16 protein-coding genes are annotated in these 20,142 nt (G+C 69.7%); 12 read left to right on the forward strand and 4 right to left on the reverse strand.

All coding sequences use genetic code 11. The annotated features are described in order from the left end of the window. The first annotated feature begins 7 nt into the window (after positions 1-7). The gene (locus ACN6PJ_RS00455; RefSeq protein WP_427994453.1) at positions 8-2,275 is read left to right on the forward strand and encodes an ATP-dependent DNA helicase; all 2,268 of its coding nucleotides are present in this window, start codon (positions 8-10) and stop codon (positions 2,273-2,275) included. Here ACN6PJ_RS00455 and ACN6PJ_RS00460 read toward each other — a convergent pair whose 3' ends face one another. Then, entirely contained in the window at positions 2,276-2,686 is a 411-nt protein-coding gene (locus ACN6PJ_RS00460; RefSeq protein WP_427993923.1) for a group III truncated hemoglobin, read from the reverse strand. It abuts the gene before it with no gap. Positions 2,687-2,856: 170 nt separating this feature from the next. On the opposite strand from ACN6PJ_RS00460, the gene fes reads away from it, so the two are divergent. From fes to ACN6PJ_RS00505, 9 genes are all read left to right on the forward strand, one after another. After that, positions 2,857-4,452, forward strand: a complete 1,596-nt coding sequence (gene fes / locus ACN6PJ_RS00465; protein ID WP_427993924.1) for an enterochelin esterase — start codon at positions 2,857-2,859, stop codon at positions 4,450-4,452. Positions 4,453-4,575: 123 nt separating this feature from the next. After that, a complete protein-coding gene (locus ACN6PJ_RS00470) occupies positions 4,576-6,057 on the forward strand; it encodes an amidase (protein ID WP_427993925.1) in 1,482 nt (493 codons plus the stop codon). Between the two features lie 237 nt (positions 6,058-6,294). Continuing rightward, positions 6,295-7,914: a methyl-accepting chemotaxis protein gene (locus tag ACN6PJ_RS00475; RefSeq protein ID WP_427993926.1), complete on the forward strand. Its 1,620-nt coding sequence runs from the start codon at positions 6,295-6,297 to the stop codon at positions 7,912-7,914. 8 nt (positions 7,915-7,922) lie between these two features. Further along, positions 7,923-8,444, forward strand: a complete 522-nt coding sequence (locus ACN6PJ_RS00480) for a chemotaxis protein CheW (protein WP_427993927.1) — start codon at positions 7,923-7,925, stop codon at positions 8,442-8,444. Beyond that, the gene (locus tag ACN6PJ_RS00485; RefSeq protein WP_427993928.1) at positions 8,441-9,700 is read left to right on the forward strand and encodes a CheR family methyltransferase; all 1,260 of its coding nucleotides are present in this window, start codon (positions 8,441-8,443) and stop codon (positions 9,698-9,700) included. Before ACN6PJ_RS00480 ends, ACN6PJ_RS00485 begins: the two co-directional genes overlap by 4 nt. A 4-nt stretch (positions 9,701-9,704) precedes the next feature. Continuing rightward, the gene (locus tag ACN6PJ_RS00490) at positions 9,705-10,355 is read left to right on the forward strand and encodes a chemotaxis protein CheW (protein WP_427994454.1); all 651 of its coding nucleotides are present in this window, start codon (positions 9,705-9,707) and stop codon (positions 10,353-10,355) included. After that, positions 10,352-12,616 (forward strand): hybrid sensor histidine kinase/response regulator, encoded by a 2,265-nt coding sequence (locus ACN6PJ_RS00495; protein ID WP_427993929.1) that lies wholly within the window; start codon positions 10,352-10,354, stop codon positions 12,614-12,616. The genes ACN6PJ_RS00490 and ACN6PJ_RS00495 overlap by 4 nt, the downstream gene beginning before the upstream one ends. Continuing rightward, positions 12,613-13,623, forward strand: a complete 1,011-nt coding sequence (locus ACN6PJ_RS00500) for a chemotaxis response regulator protein-glutamate methylesterase (protein WP_427993930.1) — start codon at positions 12,613-12,615, stop codon at positions 13,621-13,623. The genes ACN6PJ_RS00495 and ACN6PJ_RS00500 overlap by 4 nt, the downstream gene beginning before the upstream one ends. A 33-nt stretch (positions 13,624-13,656) precedes the next feature. Next, entirely contained in the window at positions 13,657-14,670 is a 1,014-nt protein-coding gene (locus ACN6PJ_RS00505) for a diguanylate cyclase (RefSeq protein ID WP_427993931.1), read from the forward strand. Between the two features lie 13 nt (positions 14,671-14,683). Here ACN6PJ_RS00505 and ACN6PJ_RS00510 read toward each other — a convergent pair whose 3' ends face one another. Beyond that, positions 14,684-15,163, reverse strand: coding sequence for an Lrp/AsnC family transcriptional regulator (locus ACN6PJ_RS00510; protein WP_427993932.1), 480 nt, complete (start codon positions 15,161-15,163; stop codon positions 14,684-14,686). Positions 15,164-15,351: 188 nt separating this feature from the next. Here ACN6PJ_RS00510 and ACN6PJ_RS00515 point away from each other — a divergent pair, with 188 nt between their 5' ends. Then, entirely contained in the window at positions 15,352-16,635 is a 1,284-nt protein-coding gene (locus ACN6PJ_RS00515) for a cystathionine gamma-synthase family protein (RefSeq protein WP_427993933.1), read from the forward strand. A gap of 18 nt (positions 16,636-16,653) precedes the next feature. On the opposite strand, the gene ACN6PJ_RS00520 is transcribed toward ACN6PJ_RS00515, so the two are convergent. Then, positions 16,654-18,165: an MFS transporter gene (locus ACN6PJ_RS00520; RefSeq protein ID WP_427993934.1), complete on the reverse strand. Its 1,512-nt coding sequence runs from the start codon at positions 18,163-18,165 to the stop codon at positions 16,654-16,656. A gap of 125 nt (positions 18,166-18,290) precedes the next feature. Between ACN6PJ_RS00520 and ACN6PJ_RS00525 the strand changes: the two genes are divergently transcribed. Beyond that, positions 18,291-19,172, forward strand: coding sequence for a LysR family transcriptional regulator (locus ACN6PJ_RS00525; protein ID WP_427993935.1), 882 nt, complete (start codon positions 18,291-18,293; stop codon positions 19,170-19,172). Positions 19,173-19,189: 17 nt separating this feature from the next. Here ACN6PJ_RS00525 and ACN6PJ_RS00530 read toward each other — a convergent pair whose 3' ends face one another. Continuing rightward, positions 19,190-19,876, reverse strand: coding sequence for a GntR family transcriptional regulator (locus tag ACN6PJ_RS00530; RefSeq protein ID WP_427993936.1), 687 nt, complete (start codon positions 19,874-19,876; stop codon positions 19,190-19,192). Between the last annotated feature and the right edge of the window lie 266 nt (positions 19,877-20,142).

The following is a 20,142-nucleotide window of genomic DNA, read 5'->3' on the forward strand; positions in this document are numbered from 1 at the left end:
GACGGCGATGCAGTACACCGTGGCCGTGCGGGCGCTGTGCGAGTTCACGGCCCGCGCGGGCGACCTGGATTCGCGCTTCACGCCCGCGCCCAGCGGCCTGGAAGGCATGGCGGGCCACGCGGCGGTGACGGGCCGGCGCGGTCCGGACTACGAGACCGAGGTGCCGCTGTCGGGCGAGCACCGGAACCTGCTGGTGCGCGGCCGGGCGGACGGCTACGACCCCGTGGCGAACCAACTCGAAGAGATCAAGACCTATCGCGGCCGGCTCGACGGCGTGCGCGAGAACCATCGCGCCGCGCATTGGGCGCAGGCCCGGGTCTACGGGCATCTGCTGTGCCAGGCGCGGGGGCTGGCGCAATTGCGCGTGGCGCTGGTGTACTACAACGTGGCCACAGAGGAAGAAACCGTGCTGGCGGAAACGCACGACGCGGCGTCGCTGGCGGCCTTCTTCCAGGAGCAGTGCGGCCGCTTCCTGGCCTGGGCCGCGAACGAACTGGCGCACCGGCGGGCGCGCGACGCGGCGCTGGAGGCGCTGGCATTTCCGTACGGCGCGTTCCGCAGCGGGCAGCGTGAACTGGCCGTCGCCGCGTACCGCGCCGCGCGCGATGGCGGCTGCCTGATGGCGCAGGCGCCCACTGGCATCGGCAAGACGCTGGGCACGATCTTTCCCTTGCTGAAAGCCAGCCCCGGAGCGGGCCTGGACAAGATCTTCTTCCTGGCGGCCAAAGGGCCGGGCCGCGCCCTGGCGCTGGAGGCGCTCGACACCGTGAACGCGCAGCCGGCGGCTCCGCGGCTGCGGGTGCTGGATCTGCAGGCGCGCGAGAAGGTCTGCGTGCACCCGGACAAGGACTGCCACGGCGAATCCTGCCCGCTGGCCCAGGGCTTCTACGACCGTCTGCCGGGCGCCCGCGAGGCCGCGCTGGAGCACGTCCGCCTGGACGCCGCCGCGCTGCGCCGCACGGCCGACGAGCACCAGGTGTGCCCCTATTACCTGTCGCAGGAGATGGCGCGCTGGAGCGACGTGGTGGTGGGCGACTACAACTACTACTACGACGCCACCGCCATGCTGCACGGGCTGACGCAGGCCCATCAATGGAAGGTCGCCGTGCTGGTGGACGAGGCGCACAACCTGGTGGATCGCGCGCGCCGCATGTACACGGGCGAGCTGGACCAGGCCGCGCTGTCGGCCGCGCGCTATGCCGCGCCCAAGCCATTGAAGAAGGCGCTGGACGGCCTGAACCGTTCCTGGAACGCCTTGAACAGAAAGCAGGCGGACGCCTACCAGGCCTACGACGAGGCCCCGGCGGGCGTGCTGGCGGCGGTGCAGAAGGCGGTGGCGGCGATCACCGACCACATGGGCGAGTCGCCCTTGCCGCAGGACGATCCCGTGCTGGCCTTCTATTTCGAGGCGCTGCATTTCATGCGCCTGGCCGAACAGTTCGGTCCGCACGCGCTGTTCGACGTGACCCTGAATCCTGCGGGCGCAGGCGCCAAGACGCCGCCGTCGACCCTGTGCGTGCGCAACGTGATTCCGGCGGCGTACCTGGCGGGGCGCTACGCGGGCGCGCATGCCACGGTGCTGTTCTCGGGCACCTTCAGCCCGCAGCAGCTCTACCGCGACACGCTGGGCCTGCCGGCGTCCGCCGCCTGGATCGACGTGGCCGCGCCGTTCCAGGCGGAGCAGCTGGCAGTGCGGGTGGTGGGCAATGTGTCCACGCGTTTTCGCGACCGCGAGCGCTCGCTCGCGCCCATCGCCGACCTGATCGCGCGGCAGTATGCCGAGCGTCCGGGCAACTACCTGGGTTTTCTCAGCAGTTTCGATTACCTGCGCCGCGTGTCCGACCTGATGCGCGAGCGCCATCCCGAGGTGCCGATCTGGACGCAGACGCCGGGCATGGACGAGGCCGGCCGCGCCGCTTTCCTGGCGCGTTTTTCCGAGACGGGGCAGGGCGTGGGGTTTGCCGTGCTGGGCGGCGCGTTTTCGGAAGGCGTGGACCTGCCGGGCAAGCGGCTGATCGGCGCCTTCATCGCCACGCTGGGCCTGCCGCAGGTGAACGCGGTGAACGAGAACATCAAGCGCGCCATGGACCGGCGCTATGGCGAAGAGAACGGCTACGACTACACCTATCTGTATCCCGGCATGCAGAAGGTGGTGCAGGCCGCGGGCCGGGTGATACGCACCGAACAGGACGTGGGCACCGTGCACCTCATCGACGACCGCTACCGGCGCGCCAAGGTGCGCGGCCTTCTGCCGGGCTGGTGGCGCGTGGAATGATCAGGCGGGGCGCAGTTCGGTCAGGGGCCGGTTCGGGTCGCGGCTGAGCTGGTAGCCGTACCAGAGGCTGCGCGCCATGCGCCGGGCCATTTCCTGGGCGGCGTCCGCCAGGGCGCGGTTGGGCAGGGCGTCGGTGGTTTCGCGCCACAGCGCCAGCCAGCGCTCGAACAGTTCGGCGCTCAGGTTGGGCATGGCGGCGTGCTTGGGCATGGGCATGCCGGAAAAGCGGCGGGTGCCCAGCAATACGGCGGACCAGAAATCGGAAAGGGTTTGCAGGTGCTCGTCCCAGTCATGCACCTGGCTCTCGAAAACGGGCCCGAGCGCGGCGTCGGCGCGCGCCTTGCCGTAGAAGGCGTGCACGAGCTCCCGGATTTCGGCTTCGGTGCAGATGTCGATGTCGTCCGCGGGCACGGGCGTCTCCTGGCAAGAGGTGGGGGCGATGCGCGCATGATAGGGCGGGCCGGGGGCGGCGCGGTTTGATCTGGCGCAAACGCGGCGGCGGGGACTGCGCTCCTGCGCGGGAACGGGTTTCAGTAGATAATGATACTTATTCCCATTAATGTGAGCAGGAGAACGAGCAAGTGACGCAGCAACGCAATACGCATCGGTGGCGCGCGGGATGGCTGGCGCTGGTCCTGGCCGGCGCGGCGTCGGGGCCGGCCGCGGCGCAAAGCGCGCAGGGCCGGGTGTCGCCGCAGACGCCGGCCGATACCGCGCTGACCCTGCAGAAGGGCGAGTTCCTCGCGGGCGAGTGGGCCGCCGACAGCGGCGTGACGCTGGACCTGCTCGATGCCGCCGGCAGGCACGTGCGCCGCCTGAGCGACGCCGAGCGGCCCGCCGGAGGCCTGATGCTGGTGGCGCCGGAGGACGGCCGCTACACCTTGCGGGCGCAGGGGCAAGGCGCCTACCGTTGGGCGGTGGCCGAGCGCGTGCCGCTGTCCGCGCAGCGCGCGCCGGCGCCCGTCATCGAGAGCGCGCGGCTGGCCGCGCTGGCGCGCGCGCTGGCGCAGGGCGGCGGCACCGAAGATTTCTGGCGCGAGATAGCGGCTTCAGGCACGCCGCTGATCGAGCCGGTCGACGCCACGCATGACCGGGTGACCTTCCTGTGGCGCGGCGCGCAGCGCAACGTCCGGCTGTTTGGCAGCCCCTCGTCGGACCACGCCCAGTTGGCGCGGCTGGCGGGGTCGGACGTCTGGTACCGGAGTTTCGTCCTGCCGCGCTCGGCGCGCCTGTCGTACCGGCTGGCGCCGGACGTGCCGGAGCTGCCCGCGTCCGACACCGCCCGGCGCCGCGCGATCCTGGCTACCGCCCAGGCCGATCCCTACAACCCCAAGGCCTATCCCGCGCGCGGCGTGGACGCATTCCAGCATTCCTCGATACTGGAGCTGGCCGATGCGCCGCCGCAGCCGTGGGTCGCGCCGCGGCCCGGCGTCGCGGCCGGCACGGTGGAGGTCAAGGCCCTGGCCAGCAAGATCCTGGGCAACACACGGGACATCCATCTGTACCGTCCGGCGGGCTGGCGCGCCGACGCGCCCGGCAACCACGTGCTGGTGCTGTTCGACGCCGGCCCCTATCTCAGCCGGGTGCCCACGCCGACGATCCTGGACAACATGATCGCCGAGGGCGTCATCCCGCCCACGGCGGCGTTGCTGATTTCGAACCCCACCGCCGATTCGCGTTCCGCCGAGCTGCCTCCCAACCCGGATTTCGCCGACTTCCTGGCGCGCGAGCTCATGCCGTGGGCCCGCGCGCAAGGCATCGCGGCGCCGGCGGCGCGCACGGTCATCGGCGGTTCCAGCTACGGCGGCCTGGCCTCGGCCTACGCCGCTTTCCGCCATCCGGAGGTGTTCGGCAACGTCCTGAGCCAGTCGGGCTCGTACTGGTGGGGGCAGCCCGGCGAAGAGGACCAGTGGCTGTCCCGCCAGTACGCGGCGGCGGGCAAGCTGCCCGTGCGCTTCTATCTGGTGGCGGGGCGCTTCGAAATGGGCCGGGGCGGCCAGCCCGGTATCGTCGAGAGCAACCGCCGGCTGCGCGACGTGCTGACGGCCAAGGGGTATCGGGTCTCGCACCAGGAAGTGAACGGCGGCCACGATTACCTGAGCTGGCGCGGCACGCTGTCCGACGGCCTGATCGACCTGATCGGCACGGAGCCGGCGGCCCGCCGGCCGGCGCCCTAGGACGCGGGCACGCTGCGGCGGGGCGGCGTGTCGCGTAGTATTGTGCGCGCGGCCGGATTTCCGCCGGCGCGCCCAACACAATACCCGCGCCGCCGGATTCCGCGGCGCGACAAGGAGACCTGCATGAATCCTGCCACCGAGGCCGCGGCCCCAGGCCTGGACGATATCGTGGCGATGCCGGCGCACGCGCTGTCGGAAGCGATCCGCCTGCGCAAAGTGTCTTGCCGCGAAGTGATGGCCGCCTATCTGGCGCACATCGACCGGGTCAACCCCAAGCTCAACGCCCTCGTCGCCCGGCGCGACGGCGACGCGCTGATGCGCGAGGCCGCCGAGCGCGACGCCCAGCTGGACGCGGGCCAGTGGCTCGGCTGGCTTCACGGCATGCCGCAGGCCCCCAAGGACCTGACCGCGGTCAAGGACATGGTCACCTCCATGGGGTCGCTCGTCTACAAGGACCTGGTGACGCCGCACGATTCGATCATGATCGAGCGCATGCGGGCGTCCGGCGCCATCTTCATCGGCCGCAGCAATGTGCCGGAGTTCGGCCTGGGTTCGCATACCTACAACCAGGTCTACGGCACCACCGGCAACCCCTACGATCCCTCCCGGACGGCCGGCGGCAGCAGCGGCGGCGCGGCCGCGGCGCTGGCGGCCCGCATGCTGCCCGTGGCGGACGGCAGCGATTTCGGCGGGTCGCTGCGCAATCCGGCCGCCTTCTGCAACGTCTACGGCATGCGGCCGTCGGCCGGGCGCGTGCCGTTCGGCCCGGCGCCCGAGGTTTTCCTGAAGCAGCTGTCCTACGAGGGCCCGATGGGGCGCACGCCCCGCGACGTCGCCTTGCTGCTGTCCGTGATGGCCGGCCATGATCCGCGCGTTCCGCTGTCGCTCTCGGACGACCCGTCCCTGTTCGCCCAGCCGCTGGATGCCGACCTGCGCGGCAAGCGCGTGGGCTGGCTGGGCGACTGGAACGGCTACCTGCCCATGGAGCCCGGCATCCTGGACCTGTGCGAGCGGGCGCTGGGGGACCTGGCGGCGGTGGGCTGCGAGGCGGTGGACTACCGGGTGCCGTTCGCCGGCGACCGGCTCTGGCGCATCTGGCTGGCGCACCGCCACCTGATGGTGGGCGGACAGTTCCATGCCCTGGTCCAGGATCCCGAGACGCGCAAGCTGGTCAAGCCTGCGCTGATCTGGGAGGTCGAGGGGCTGGATGGCATGACGGCGCGGCAGGTCTACCAGGCCACCGAAGAGCGCAGCGCCTGGTACCAGACGGTGCTGCGCATGTTCGAGGAAGTGGACTACCTGGCGGTGCCGTCGGCGCAGGTGTTCCCGTTCGACGCCAAGCTCGACTGGCCCAAGCAGATCGCAGGGCGGCCCATGGATACCTACCACCGCTGGATGGAGACGGTCACGCCCTGGACGCTGGCCGGCTGCCCGGTGATCAGCGTGCCCGTGGGGTTCAACGCCGCCGGGCTGCCCATGGGCATGCAACTGATCGGCCGGCCCCGCGGCGACCTGGACGTGCTGCGGCTGGCGCACGCCTACGGGCAGGTGCGCGACTGGGTGCACGACCGTCCGCCCGCGGCCCTCTGGCGGCAGACTGCCTGATTCCGCAGGCATCGCCGCCCAAAACACAAGCCCTTGTAATAGGGCTTTGCTTTTTCCCGACGAAACGGCCCCGGCAAGGGGCCGTTTTGGCGTTTTTCGTGGCTGGCGGGGCCCGCCTTTGCAATAATTGCCGACGAACTCCACATTCCGTAATACACGGACGGCCGGCGCGCCCTATCTTGTTCCAGGATATGTCGGCCGGATCGGCGAGTCGACACTGCATAAAGGTTTCCCGGCATGAAGAATCTGACACTCCGCCAGCGCATCCTGGCCAGCTTTCTGGCCATTCTGGCCATCATGGCCTTGATGGTGGTTGTCGATTACCGGCGCCTGCTGGTCATCGAATCGCAAGCCGAGCTGATCAACAGCGACGCCGTGCCCGGCATCTACTACAGCACCTCGATCCGCGCGTCCTGGTTCGCCGGCTTCGTGGCGCTGCAGGATGCCTTCGGCGCGGACTCGGAACAGAAGCGCCGCGACGCGCTGGAGGCGCTGCCCAGGAACGACCAGCTGCTCGAGGAACACATTGCGCAGTATCGCCGCACCGTCGGCCGCGAGGACGACCGCCAGATGTTCGAGGAGTTCGAACGGGAACTCCAGGAGTACAAGCGCATCCGCGCCGAGATCCTGGCTCCCGCCACGCTGGCGGATCCCGCGCGGGCGGAGGCGCGCATCAATGCGGAATTGCGGCCCGCGTTCTACAAGGGCCGCGACATCCTGGCGCGGATGGTGGTCGAGAACAAGAAGCAGGCCGACGAGGCCGCCGTCTCGATCCGCAAATCCGTGGAAAGCGCGGAGCTCGGCATGCTGGTGTCGCTCGCGCTGGCCATCGCGGCGGCGGTCATCTGCGGCTTCATGCTGCTGCGCGCGATCGCCAACCCCATGCGCGACATCGTCAAGACGCTGGAATCCACCGGCGGCGGGGACCTTACCCGCCGCCTGAGGCTGGCGCGCAAGGACGAGTTCAACGCGATCGAGACCGGCTTCAACGGCATGGTCGACGAGCTCACGGGCCTGGTGGGCAAGACGCAGCGTTCGGCGGTACAGGTGGCGACGTCGGTCACCGAGATCGCGGCCACGTCCAAGCAGCAGCAGGCCACCGCTTCGGAAGTGGCCGCCACCACCACCGAGATCGGCGTCACGTCGCGGGAAATCTCCGCCACCTCGCGCGAACTCGTCCGCACGATGACGGAAGTCTCCAGCGCCGCCGAGCAGACCGCGGCGCTGGCCGGCAGCGGCCAGGTGGGATTGGCGCGCATGGAAGACACCATGCGCAACGTGGTGGGAGCCGCCGGATCGGTCAACGCCAAGCTGGCCATCCTCAATGAGAAGGCGGGCAACATCACTCAGGTCGTGACCACGATCACGAAAGTGGCCGACCAGACCAATCTGCTGTCGCTTAACGCGGCCATCGAAGCCGAGAAGGCGGGCGAGTACGGCCGCGGCTTCGTCGTCGTGGCCACCGAGATCCGCCGCCTGGCCGACCAGACCGCCGTGGCGACCTACGACATCGAGCAGATGGTCCGCGAGATCCAGTCCTCGGTGTCCGCCGGCGTCATGGGCATGGACAAGTTTTCCGAGGAAGTGCGCCGGGGCATGGCCGACATGCAGCAGGTGGGCGACCAGTTGTCCCAAATCATCCAGCAGGTGCAGACGCTGGCGCCGCGCGTGCAGATGGTCAACGAAGGCATGCAGGCGCAGGCCACGGGCGCCGAGCAGATCAATCAGGCCCTGCAGCAATTGAGCGACGCGGCGCAGCAGACCGTGGAATCCCTGCGCCAGTCCACGCTGGCCATCGAAGAGCTGACGCTGGTCGCCAACGACCTGCGCAGCGGCGTGTCGCGCTTCAAGGTGTGACGACGGCCATGGCGGACCCCGTTTCCCGCGCCGCGGCAGGACGCCGGCTGTATCTGCTTTTTCGCATCGGCGAAGACCGTTATGCGCTGGACGCCGCGGACGTCTCCGAGGTGCTGGGCCTGCGTATCCTGAAGCAGGTGCCTGGCGCGCCCGCCTGGGTGGCGGGCATGCTGGACCGCGGGGGCGCGGCGGTGCCCGTCCTCGACATGAGCGCATTGGCGGGGCGGGGCGCGGCGGCCGCCGTGACCAGCACGCGGCTGGCCCTGGTCCGGTACCGGGCCGGGGGCCTGGCCCGGGACCGCCTGCTAGGCCTGATCCTGGAGCAGGCGACCGAAACCGCGCATTTCGATCCGGCCGCGTTCCGGCCCAGCGGCCTGGACCATCCTGGCGCCCGCTACCTGGGCCCTGTGCTGAGCGACGGCCGGGGCATGGTGCAGGCCGTCACCGTGGATGCGCTGCTGCCCGCGCCGGTTCGCGCGCTGCTGTTTCCCGCCGATTCCGAAGGCGCGGGCCCCGAGGCGCGGCCATGATGCTCGTCGACGACTTCAGCGCGCTGCTCAAGCGGCGGATGGGGCTGGACAGCGGCTCGATCGGCAAGGCGGCCGTGGAGCGCGCGGTGCGGCGCAGGATGGGCGCGGCCGGCATCGACGACGAACGCGACTACCTGCTGCAGGCGCAGGCCTCGCCCGACGAAATGCAGCAGCTGATCGAGGCCATCATCGTGCCGGAGACCTGGTTCTTCCGGTATCCCGAATCGCAGGCGGCGATGGCCGGGCTGGCCCGCGAGCGCCTGTACGCGGCGGGCGCCGAGAACCGCGTGCTGCGCGTGCTGAGCCTGCCGTGCTCCAGCGGCGAAGAGCCTTACTCCATCGTCATGGCCCTGCTGGACGCGGGCGTGCCGGCCGAGCGTTTCCTGGTGGACGCCGTGGACATCAGCGTCCGCATGGTCGAGTTCGCGCAGCGCGCCGTGTATGGACGAAATTCGTTCCGCGGCGACGGGCTGGCGTATCGCGACCGCTACTTCTCCGAAACGGCCGACGGCCACCGGCTGGCCGCGCACGTGGCGGGCAGGGTCCGGTTCCGGCCGGGCAATCTGTTCGACCCGGACCTGCTGGCCGGCGCCCCGCCTTACGATTTCGTTTTCTGCCGCAACCTGCTCATCTACTTCGACGCGGCCACGCAGGAGCGCGCCGTGCGGGTGCTGCTGCGGTTCACGCGGGACGACGGGGCGCTTTTCGTCGGGCCCGCCGAGACCAGCCTGCTGACCGCGCGCCGCCTGCCGGCGGTGCCGTTCGCGCGCGCCTTCGCTTTTCATGCGCAGGCGTTGCCGCCGCCGGCGGCGGCGCCAGCGCCGCGCTTGCGGCCCCTGGCGCATAGCTGGACGCCGCCCAGGCGGCCCGTTGCCCAGGCGCCGGCGCCCGGATTGCCGCTGCCTCAGGCCGCCTCGCCGCCGGAGCCGGCGGCCCAGCAGGACGCGCAGGCGTCGTTGCGCCGCATCGCGGCCCTGGCGGACCAGGGGCGGGTGCGCGACGCGATGGCGCAGTGCCGGGCCCATATCGATAGGCATGGCGCAAGCGCCGAGGCCTTGTACCTGCAAGGGCTGCTGCAGGATGCCGCGGGCGATGCGCGCCAGGCGCAGGCCGCGTACCGCAAGGCGCTCTATCTGGATCCGGCCCACCGCGAGGCATTGCTGCACCTGGCCGCCCTGGTCGCGTCGGACGGCGACCACGAAGGCGCGCGCCGCCTGCAAGCGCGCGCGGCGCGCGAGGAGGCCAGACGTGAGTGAACCGATGGACATGCTGTCCGAAGTGGACGATTGCTGGAACCGCATCGGCATCCGCGGCGACAAGCGTTGCGCGCAGTTGGCGGGCCACGTGCATTGCCGCAACTGTCCCGTGTATGCCGAGGCGGCCAAGCGCATCCTGGACCGCCTGCCGCCGCAGATGGACGAAGGCGGCGCAGGCGCGCCCGTCGAGGAGCGGGGCAGGCTGTCTTCGCTGCTGGTGTTCCGCGTGCAGCGCGAATGGCTGGGGCTGCCGGCGCGGGCGCTGGACGAGGTGGCGGGGATGCGCCGCATTCTGAGCCTGCCGCACCGCCGCGATCCCGCGATGCTGGGCGTGGCGAACGTGCGCGGGACGCTGACCGTCTGCGTCTCGCTGTCCCGGCTGCTGGGCCTGGAGGCCGCGGCGGCGGATGCGCGCGAACGCCCGGCTTCGGCGCAGATGCTGATCCTGGGAGGCGCGGGCCGGGCGGTGGTGCTGCCGGTGGACGAGGTGGACGGCATCCACGCCGTCGACCTGGACCGGCTGGGCGCGCTGCCCGCCACGGTCGAGGGCGCCAGCCTGAAGTATTCGCGCGGCGTGGCCCGCTGCGGCAGCCGCGCCGTGGGCGCGCTGGACGAGGCTTTGCTGATGCAAGCCCTGGAAAGGAGCCTGGCGTGAATCCTGAACAGATGCGCGACGCGTCGCTGCTGGAACTGTTCCAGCTGGAAACCCGCAACCAGGTGCAGGTGCTGAACGACGGCCTGCTGGCGCTGGAGCACGATCCGAACTCGGCGCCACAGCTGGAAGCCTGCATGCGGGCGGCGCATTCGCTCAAGGGCGCCGCCCGTATCGTGGACCTGGATCCGGCGGTGCGCATCGCGCACGCCATGGAAGACTGCCTGGTCGGGGCGAAGGAAGGGCGGCTGCGCCTGCAGGCCGCGGATATCGACGCGCTGCTGCTCGGGGCCGACCTGTTGCAGCGAGTGGCCGCGCCGGGCGCGGCACTGGGCGGGGAGATCGACGATCTGGTGGCCCGGCTGAGCGGCGCGGCGCATCCGCAGGGCGCATCCGCAGGCGCGCCGGGAGCCGCGGGCTTTCCGCCGCCGATTCCGCCGCAAGATGAAACCCCGCCCGCCGCGCCCAGCGCCGCGCTGCCGGCCAGGCGCAGCTCGGACCTGGGCCAGAGCGACGGCGAACGGGTGCTGCGCGTTACGGCGGACACGCTCAACAAGCTGCTGGGTCTGTCCAGCGAGACGCTGGTGGAATCGCACTGGATCGCCCCGTTCGGCGCGTCCATGCTGCGCCTGCGGCGCGCGCAGGCGGGGGCGGTGCAGGCTTTGGAAGGACTGCGGGGGGCGCTGGCCGGCCAGGCGCTGGATGCGCGCGCCCAGGCCGCGCTGGATGACGCGCAGCGCATCGTCGAACAATGCCAGCGGGAGCTGTCGCAGCGCACCAGCGAGGTCGACGAGTTCGGCTGGCGCATGGGCCACCTGGCCCAGCGCCTGTACGACACCGCGCTGGCATGCCGCATGCGGCCGTTCGGCGATGGCGTGGGCGGCCTGGCGCGCATGGTGCGCGACCTGGGCCGTTCCCTGGGCAAGCAGGTGCGGCTGGAAATCGAGGGCGAGTCCACGCAGGTGGACCGCGACATCCTGGACAAGCTGGACGCGCCGCTGACGCACTTGCTGCGCAACGCCGTGGACCACGGGATCGAAATGCCGGCGATCCGGGTGGCGGCGGGCAAGCCGCCCGAAGGACTGATCCGGTTGTCGGCGCGCCACGCGGCAGGCATGCTGCTGATCGAACTGAGCGACGACGGGGCCGGCATTTCGCAGGAGCGGCTGCGCGGCGAAGTCGTGCGGCGCAAGCTGGCCGCCCCGGAGACCGCCGCGCGGCTCACCGAGGCCGAACTGCTGGAATTCCTGTTCCTGTCCGGCTTCAGCACGCGCGGCGAGGTCACGGAGATCTCCGGCCGCGGGGTCGGTCTGGACGTGGTGCAGACCATGGCGCGCCAGCTGCGGGGCGCGGTGCGCGTCCACCAGCAAACAGGGCAGGGCACGCGCTTCATGCTGGAGATGCCGCTGTCGCTGTCCGTGGTGCGCAGCCTGCTGGTCGAGGTGCAGGGCGAGATCTACGCCTTCCCGCTGGCCTACGTCAACCATGCCCTGCAGATACGCGCGCAAGACATCGAACAATTGGAAGGCCACCAGCATTTCCGCTTCATGGAGCGGCAGGTGGGGCTCGTGTCGGCGCGGCAGATCCTGCGCGCCGGCGAGCCCGCGCCGTACTCGGAGTCGGTCTGCGTGGTGCTGGTGGGCGGCCACGACCCGCTCTACGGGATCGCCGTGGACCGCTATGTGGGCGAGCGCACGCTGGTGGTGCAGCCGCTGGACCCGCGGCTGGGCAAGGTGCAGGACGTGATGGCGGGCTCGCTGATGGACGATGGCACGCCGCTGCTGATCCTCGACGTGGAGGACATGCTGGTCTCGGTCCGGAAGCTGGTGGAAGGCGGCCGGCTCGCCCGGGTGGACGGGCCGGGGGCTTCGGCCCAGGCGCGCCGCCGCAAGCGCGTGCTGGTGGTGGACGATTCGCTGACCGTGCGCGAACTCGAACGCAAGCTGCTCCTGAACCGCGGCTTCGAGGTCGCCGTGGCGGTGGACGGCATGGACGGCTGGAACATGCTGCGCAACGAGGACTTCGACCTGGTCGTCACCGACGTGGACATGCCGCGCATGGACGGCATCGAGCTCGTGTCCTGCATCAAGGCGGACCCCAGGCTGCAATCGCTGCCGGTCATGGTGGTGTCCTACAAAGACCGCGAAGAGGACCGGCGGCGCGGGCTGGATGCCGGCGCCGACTATTATCTGGCCAAGGGCAGCTTCCACGATGATGCGCTGCTCGATGCCGTGGAAGACCTCATCGGGAAGGCGAACGCGTGAGAATCGGGATCGTCAACGATATGCCGATGGCGGTGGAGATGCTGCGGCGCGCGATCGCGCTGGAGCCGGAGCTCTCCGTGGCCTGGGTGGCGGGCAATGGCCAGGAGGCCGTGGACCTGTGCGTCCGCGACCGGCCGGACCTGGTGCTGATGGACCTGATCATGCCGGTCATGGACGGCGTGGAGGCCACGCGCCGCATCATGGCGGAAACGCCTTGCGCCATCGTCGTGGTCACGGCGGACGTGGCGCGCCACACGTCGCGCGTATTCGACGCGATGGGCCACGGCGCGCTGGATGCCGCCGATACGCCGGTGGTGGGCTGCGCCGACATGCGCGCGGCGGCCGCTCCGCTGCTGCGCAAGATCCGCAATATCGGCTGGCTGATCGGCCGCTACGGCAAGCGCCCCGCCTTGAGCCCGGTGGCCGGACCCGGCCCGCAGGCCGACGCCCGGCGCCTGCTGGTCATCGGCGCTTCCGCCGGCGGCCCCGCGGCGCTGTCGCAGCTGCTGGCCGACATCCCGGCGGGCTTTCCGGCGGGCATCGTGCTGGTGCAGCACGTGGACGCCTCGTTCGCCGCGGGCATGGCCGACTGGCTCAACGATCAGGTGGACCTGCCGGTCCGGCTGGTGCGCGAAGGCGAATCGCCCGGGCCCGGCCAGATACTGCTGGCGGGCACCGGCGATCATCTGCGCCTGCTTCCCGATGGTACGCTGCGGTATGCCGCGGAACCCCGGGAAAGCCTGTACCGGCCTTCCATCGATGTTTTTTTCCATAGCGTGGCGCAGCATTGGCGCGGCCAGGCGGTCGGCGTGCTGCTGACCGGCATGGGCCAGGACGGCGCGCGCGGACTGCGGGCGCTGCGCGAGCGCGGATGCCTGACCATCGCCCAGGACCAGGCCTCCAGCGCCGTCTACGGCATGCCCAAGGCCGCGGCGGCCATGCAGGCGGCCGTAGAGATCTGCCCATTGGACCAAATCGCTCCCCGCTTGGTGAAGGCGTTTGCCTGAGCGGCCGGACATTGCCAGAAACGAAGGATGACTATGTACCCTCCCATTGACAGCTCGGCCACGGCGACCCTGCATTCGCATGCGGCCATGGTGTTGCTCGTCGACGACCAGGTGATGGTCGGCGAGGCCATCAGGCGGGCGCTGGTCACAGAGGGCAACATCGATTTCCACTACTGCTCGGACCCGGACAAGGCGCTGGCCGTGGCGATCCAGACGCGGCCCACGGTCATCCTCCAGGACCTGGTGCTGCCGGGCGTGGACGGGCTGAGCCTGGTCCAGGAGTACCGCAACCATCCCGTGACGCGCGATATTCCCATCATCGTGCTGTCCACCAAGGAAGACCCGGCGATCAAGAGCGCCGCCTTTTCGGCCGGGGCCAACGACTACCTGGTCAAGCTGCCCGATTCGATCGAGCTGGTGGCCCGCATCCGCTACCACTCCCGCTCGTACCTGGCGCTGGTGCAGCGCGACGAGGCCTACCAGGCCTTGCGCCAGAGCCAGCAGCAACTGCTGGAAAGCAATATGGAGCTGCGCCGGCTGACGAATTCCGACGGCCTGACCGGCCTGGGCAACCGCCGCTACTTCGATGAGTACCTCAATGCCGAGTGGCTGCGCGCGCGCCGCAACAGCCGCGAGATCAGCATGCTGATGATCGACGTGGACCACTTCAAGTCCTACAACGATACCTACGGGCACATCGCGGGCGACGAGGCCCTCAAGCGCGTGGCCAATACCATTTTCGCCAGCTGCGACCGCTCCACCGATCTGGCGGCGCGCTTCGGCGGAGAGGAGTTCGCGCTGGTGCTGCCGGGCACGCCGGCCGGCAGCGCGCGGCTGGCCGCCGAAAAACTGCGGCGCGCGGTGGAGGCCATGCAGATCCCGCAGAAAGACGCGGGTTCGGGGCCCTGGCTGACGGTCAGCATCGGCGCCGCCACCGCGGTGCCCCAGGACGGGCAGCCGTACACCGACCTGATCCAGGCGGCCGACCGCGGCCTCTACCAGGCCAAGCGGCAGGGCCGCAACCGCGTCGTCCCAGGCTCGATGTAGCTTTCCGGCCGCCTCACAGATGCAGCCTGGACGAGGACTTGACCTCGTGCATGGATAAGGTGCTGAGCAATTCCTTCACGCCCGGAAGCGGGCGCAGCCGATTGCGCACGAAGTCGGAATAGGCGTCGAAATCGCGCGCCACGATATGCAGCAGATAGTCGTGCTGGCCGGTGGTGTTGTGGCAGGCCAGGACCTCCGGCATGGCGAGCACGCCGGCCTCGAAGGCGCCGCAGGTTTTCTCCGTGTGGTTCTCCAGCGAGATGCTGACGAAGGCGACCACCCCCATGCCCAGCGCCCGGCGGTCCAGGATGGCCTGGTAGCCGCGGATCATGCCCGACGTTTCCAGGCGCTTCAGACGCTTCCAGCAAGGCGAGGCCGACAGCGACACGCGCTCGGCCAGTTCGGCGTTGCTGAGCCGCCCGTCTTCTTGAAGGATTTTCATGATTTTCCAATCGATCGCATCAAGTTGATGTAACGAGGCAGTGTCTTTCATGGAAACCTTCGTATGGGAAACATTGTTTCCCATTATCGCCATTTGGCGATCGGAATGGAAAGAATATTGGCGGCGCTCAAGACCATACTGCCATGCATCCCCGAGCCGCCGGCGCTATTGTTTTCGCATGCGCGACGCGCCTGCGCCGGCAGCCCCGCCGGCGGCCCGCAAACCGAGAGAGGCAGACCATGAGTTACTCCAGCTATCACAAGAAAGACATCTTCGGCCGTCCCCTGCACGCGGAAACGCAGATGATGTCCTACGGGTTCGACCCCTTTCTGTCGGAGGGCGCCGTCAAGCCGCCGGTATTCCTGACCTCTACCTTCGCGTTCCGCTCGGCGGAGGACGGCGCGGCCTTCTTCGACCTGGTATCGGGCCGCAAGCCCCTGCCGCAGGGCGAATCCGCGGGGCTGGTGTACAGCCGCTTCAATCATCCGAACCTGGAGATCGTGGAGGACCGGCTGGCGCTGCTGGATGGCTCGCAGGACGCGGCGGTGACCTCCAGCGGCATGTCGGCGATCGGCGCGGTGTTCCTGGCGTTCCTGCGCCCGGGCGATCAGCTGGTCCAGTCGGTGCCGCTGTATGGCGGCACCGAGACGCTGATTTCCAGGATCTTTCCGGAATGGGGCATCGGGTCGCACCCGATCCGGGACGGCCTGTCGGCCCGCAGCATGCGCGAGGCGCTGGAGGCCGCGGCGGCGCAGGGGCCGGTCCGCCTTTTCTATGTGGAGACGCCGGCCAATCCGACCAACGCGCTGATCGACTTCGAGGCCATGAAGAACGAGCTGGACGCGTTCGAGGGACGGCACGGCTACCGGCCCATCTCGGTGTGCGACAACACGCTGCTGGGCCCCATCTTCCAGAAGCCGGCCGAGCACGGCGTGGACCTGTGCGTGTATTCGCTCACGAAGTACGTGGGCGGCCACAGCGACCTGGTGGCCGGGGCCGTCACGGGCGGCAAGGACCTGATCAAGAAGGTGCGCGCGATCCGCAGCGCGTTCGGCTCGCAGCTGGACCCGCATTCATGCTGGATGATCACGCGCTCGATGGAGACCGTGGTGCTGCGCATGAAGCAGGCGGCGCGCACCGCCACCAAGGTGGCGCAATGGCTCTCGGGCAATCCGCACGAGAAGGTGCGCATATACCATCCTGAGCTGATCGCCGATCACGCTTACCAGGAAGTCTACAAGCGCCAGTGCACGGGGCCGGGCTCGACGTTCGCGTTCGTGCTGGACGGCGGGCGGGCCAAGGCCTTCCGCTTCATCAATGCGCTGCACCTGTTCCGTTCGGCGGTAAGCCTGGGGGGCACCGAGTCGCTGATCTGCCATCCGGCGTCGACCACGCATTCCGGCGTGCCGGCGGCCGAGCGCGATGCCGCCGGGGTGTCCGAGGGGCTGATCCGGATTTCGATCGGGCTGGAGCACGAGGAAGACCTGATCGCCGATATGGACCACGCCTTTCGCAGCGCCTGAACGGCGGGCCGCGCGGCCCTATGCGCGCAGGCGCCGGCGGTTGAACAGCACGAATGCCGCGGTGGCCAGCAGCAGCGCGGTGGCCGTGGCGAGCACCGCAGCGTAGCCGGCGTCGAACGCCGTCCTGGCCAGGCGCACGAGCGCGGCTCCCAGGTCCGTCGGCACGCCTTCGGCGACGATGAGGGCCTGGTCCAGGCTGTCGCGCGCGGCCGCCGATCCGGACAGTCCGGCGGGCACGGCCAGGGAATGCGCATACACGCCCGACAGGATGGATCCCATCAGCGTGACGCCCAGGGCGCCGCCCAATTCATAGGACACCTCTTCGATCGAGGCGGCCATGCCCGCGCGTTCGGGCGTGGCGCTTTGCATGATGGTGCTGGAGGCTGCCGTCATGGTGGCGCCGATGCCCGCGCCCAGCACGCACAGGCTGGCCATCTGCGGCAGGAGCGCCGCGTCGTAGCTCAGCAGGTAGCCGGCCATTCCGGCGCCCGAAACCAGCAGCGACAGGAACAGGATCCGGGCGCTGTCCGCGCGTCCCAGCAGCCAGCCCGTCAGCGGGCCGGCGACGAAGGCGGCCAGCGACAGCGGCAGGATGAAGAGCGCGGCTTCCAGGGGCGATTTGCCCATGACCAGCTGCAGGCGCTGGCTGAACACCAGTTCCATGCCCAGGAGCGCCGCCGCCGCGAAGAGCGCGGCCGCCACGGCCGAACTGAAGGTGCGGTTGCGGAAGAGGGAGAAGTCGATCAGCGGATACGGCCGCGAGCGCTGGCGGCGCGTGAAGACCGCGAGCAGCGCCGCGCCCGCGGCGCAGGCGAGGCCGGCGTGCAGCCAGGACGGCGCGGGCTTGCCCAGTTCCTTCAGCGCGTAGGCGCCGAGGATCAGGCCGGCCATTACCTGCAGGGAACCGACGAGGTCCCAGGGGCGCGAGGCATCCGGCCGGCTGGCGGGAATGTGGCGCCACGCGAGCGGCAGGGCGGCCAGCACGATGGGCACGTTGATGAGAAACACCGAGCCCCACCAGAAATGCTCCAGCAGCACGCCGCCCACGACCGGGCCGATGGCCGCTCCGCCCGAGGCCACCGAGGCCCACACGCCGATGGCGACGGCGCGTTCGCGTTCGTCGGCGAAGGCGAGCCGCAGGATGGAAAGGGTGGCGGGCATCATCATGGCCGCGCCCACCGCCAGCAGCGCGCGCGCGGCGATAAGCGCGGCCGCGCCGGGCGAATAGGCGGCAGCCAGCGAGGCGGCGCCGAACACCGCCAGGCCCGCCATGAAGAGGCACTTGTGGCCCAGGCGGTCGCCCAGCGTGCCCATGCCCAGCAGCAGGCCCGACACGACGAGCGCGTAGATGTTCACGATCCACAGCTTGGCCGGCGCGGTCACGTTGAGTTCGTGCGTGAGGCGCGGCAAGGCGGTGTAAAGCACGGTCATGTCGACCACGATCAACAGCAAGGCGCTGGACACGATGGCCAGCACCAGCCAGCGGCCGGACGCGGCCGTGGCGACAGCGTTCGGTTCGGTCCGCTGCATGGTTCTACTCCTGGGTGACTGAAAGCGCCGGGACGGCGGGTTCCAGGGGCGTTATTATCCATCTTGCAATTTGCATGAAAAAGTTGGATTCCATCTATTAAATAGATGAATCGAGGGAGATTCCGATGCAATGGACGCTGGACCAGCTACGGCAGTTCGCCGCCGCGGCGGAGGCGGGATCCTTTTCGGCCGCGGCGCGGCGCCTGGGCCGCGCGCAATCCGCGGTCAGCACGTCGGTGGGCCTGCTGGAAGCGGACCTCGGCGTGGCGTTGTTCGACCGGTCGCGGCGCAATGCGACGCTGACTCCGGCCGGCGAAGTGATGCTGCAGGAAGCCCGCGAACTGCTGCGCCAGGCGGGCGGGCTGGCGCAGCGCGCCTTGTCGTTTGCCGGCGGGCAGGACGCGCGGCTGTCCATCGCCCTGGACGAGGCCTTGCCGCATCTGGTGCTGGGCGCGCTGTGCAAGGAGCTGGCCGCGCGCTTCCCGGCGCTGGAGCTGACCCAGTTGAACGGCACCGCGACCGAAGTGGCGGATTATGTGGAGCAGGGCCGCGCCAGCCTGGCTTTCCACTTCGACCGGGGAGATCCGGGCCCCGCCTTCGCGCACCGTCATCTGGGCAGCGTGGCGCAAGGCATCTTCGTGGCCTTGGAGCATCCCCTGGCCGCGCTGTCCGAGGTCGGGCGCAGCGACCTGGCCCGCCACCGGCAACTGGTGATGCAGATGGACGGCGTGGACGAGTTGGTGCTCAGCCCCTCGGTGTGGCGGGCCGACAGCTGCTACAGCATCGCGGCCATGGCGGCCGACGGCGTGGGCTGGGCCATTCTTCCCCTGAACATCGCCGAATACGAGGGCAACCGCAATGCGCTGGTCCGCGTGCCGTGCGAAGACCTGTCGCTGCCGATGCTGCCGGTGCGCACCCTGTGGCTGCAGGGCGCAAGGCTGAGCGAAACGGAACGCTGGATCCAGCAGCGCATGGGCCAGTTGCTGCGGGCCGGCGCGCAAGCCTGAGTCAGGGCCTGTCCACCCTAACGCAGCAGCGCGCGGACCAGGTCGCTGTCGGCGCGGCCGCCTTCGGTGAAGTCCAGCGAGGTCTGGACGTGGTCCAGGTGCGCGTCCATCAGGGCGCAGGCGCGGTCGGCGTCGCCGGCGCGGGCCGCCTCGATGAAGGCATGGTGTTCCTGGGACGAACAGCTGGCGTCGCGGGAACTCTGGTACAGCATGGTGATCACGGCGCTGCGGGCGGAGAGTTCGCGCAGCATGCCGGTCAGCACGGAGTTGCCCACGGTCTCGGCCAGCAGGATATGGAAATGGCCGAGCAACTGGTTGCGCGCCTGCACGTCGCCGCCTTCGAGCGCGCGGCGCTCCGCGGCCAGATGGGCGTCGATGCGGCGATAGTCGGCCGCCCTGGCGCGCGCCACGAACTCGCGCGCCAGGGCCGCTTCCAGGATGCGGCGCACGGCATAGACTTCGCGGGCCTCGTTGGCGTCCGGCTTGCTGACGAAGGCGCCCTTGTCGGGGACGGTCTGGATCAGCTTGTCCTTGGACAGCATGAGCAGGGCGGCGCGGATCTTGGTCCGGCTGACCTGGTACACCCCCGCCAGCGCCTCTTCGCGCAGCCGCGTGCCTGGCGGCAGTTTGTGCGCGACGATGGCTGCCGCGATTTCCTTGGCGATATCGTCGGCGCTGGGGTCGGGGCGGGCTTCCTGGGGCATGGGGAAATCGGGACGAAGGGAAAAATCGAGCCGGTCAGTCTAGCAAAAGGGCCGTTCGGACAGCAGCACGACGCCGAATCCCGTCAGCGTCGCCTGCTTCCGCATTCAGAAGCCCAGCTGGCTCCGCGGGGCGGAAGTCGATGCTTGGCGCGTTGTCAAAATGGCACACCGGCGACATAGTGTGCAAAAAAAGTGATTGTCCGAAAATTTGATGAGAACATTTACATCCATCACACGCTCGGATTAGGGCGTTTGGCGTAGGTACC

Origin of the sequence: Achromobacter sp. (genome assembly GCF_050285585.1) — a bacterium.
GTDB lineage: Bacteria > Pseudomonadota > Gammaproteobacteria > Burkholderiales > Burkholderiaceae_B > Achromobacter.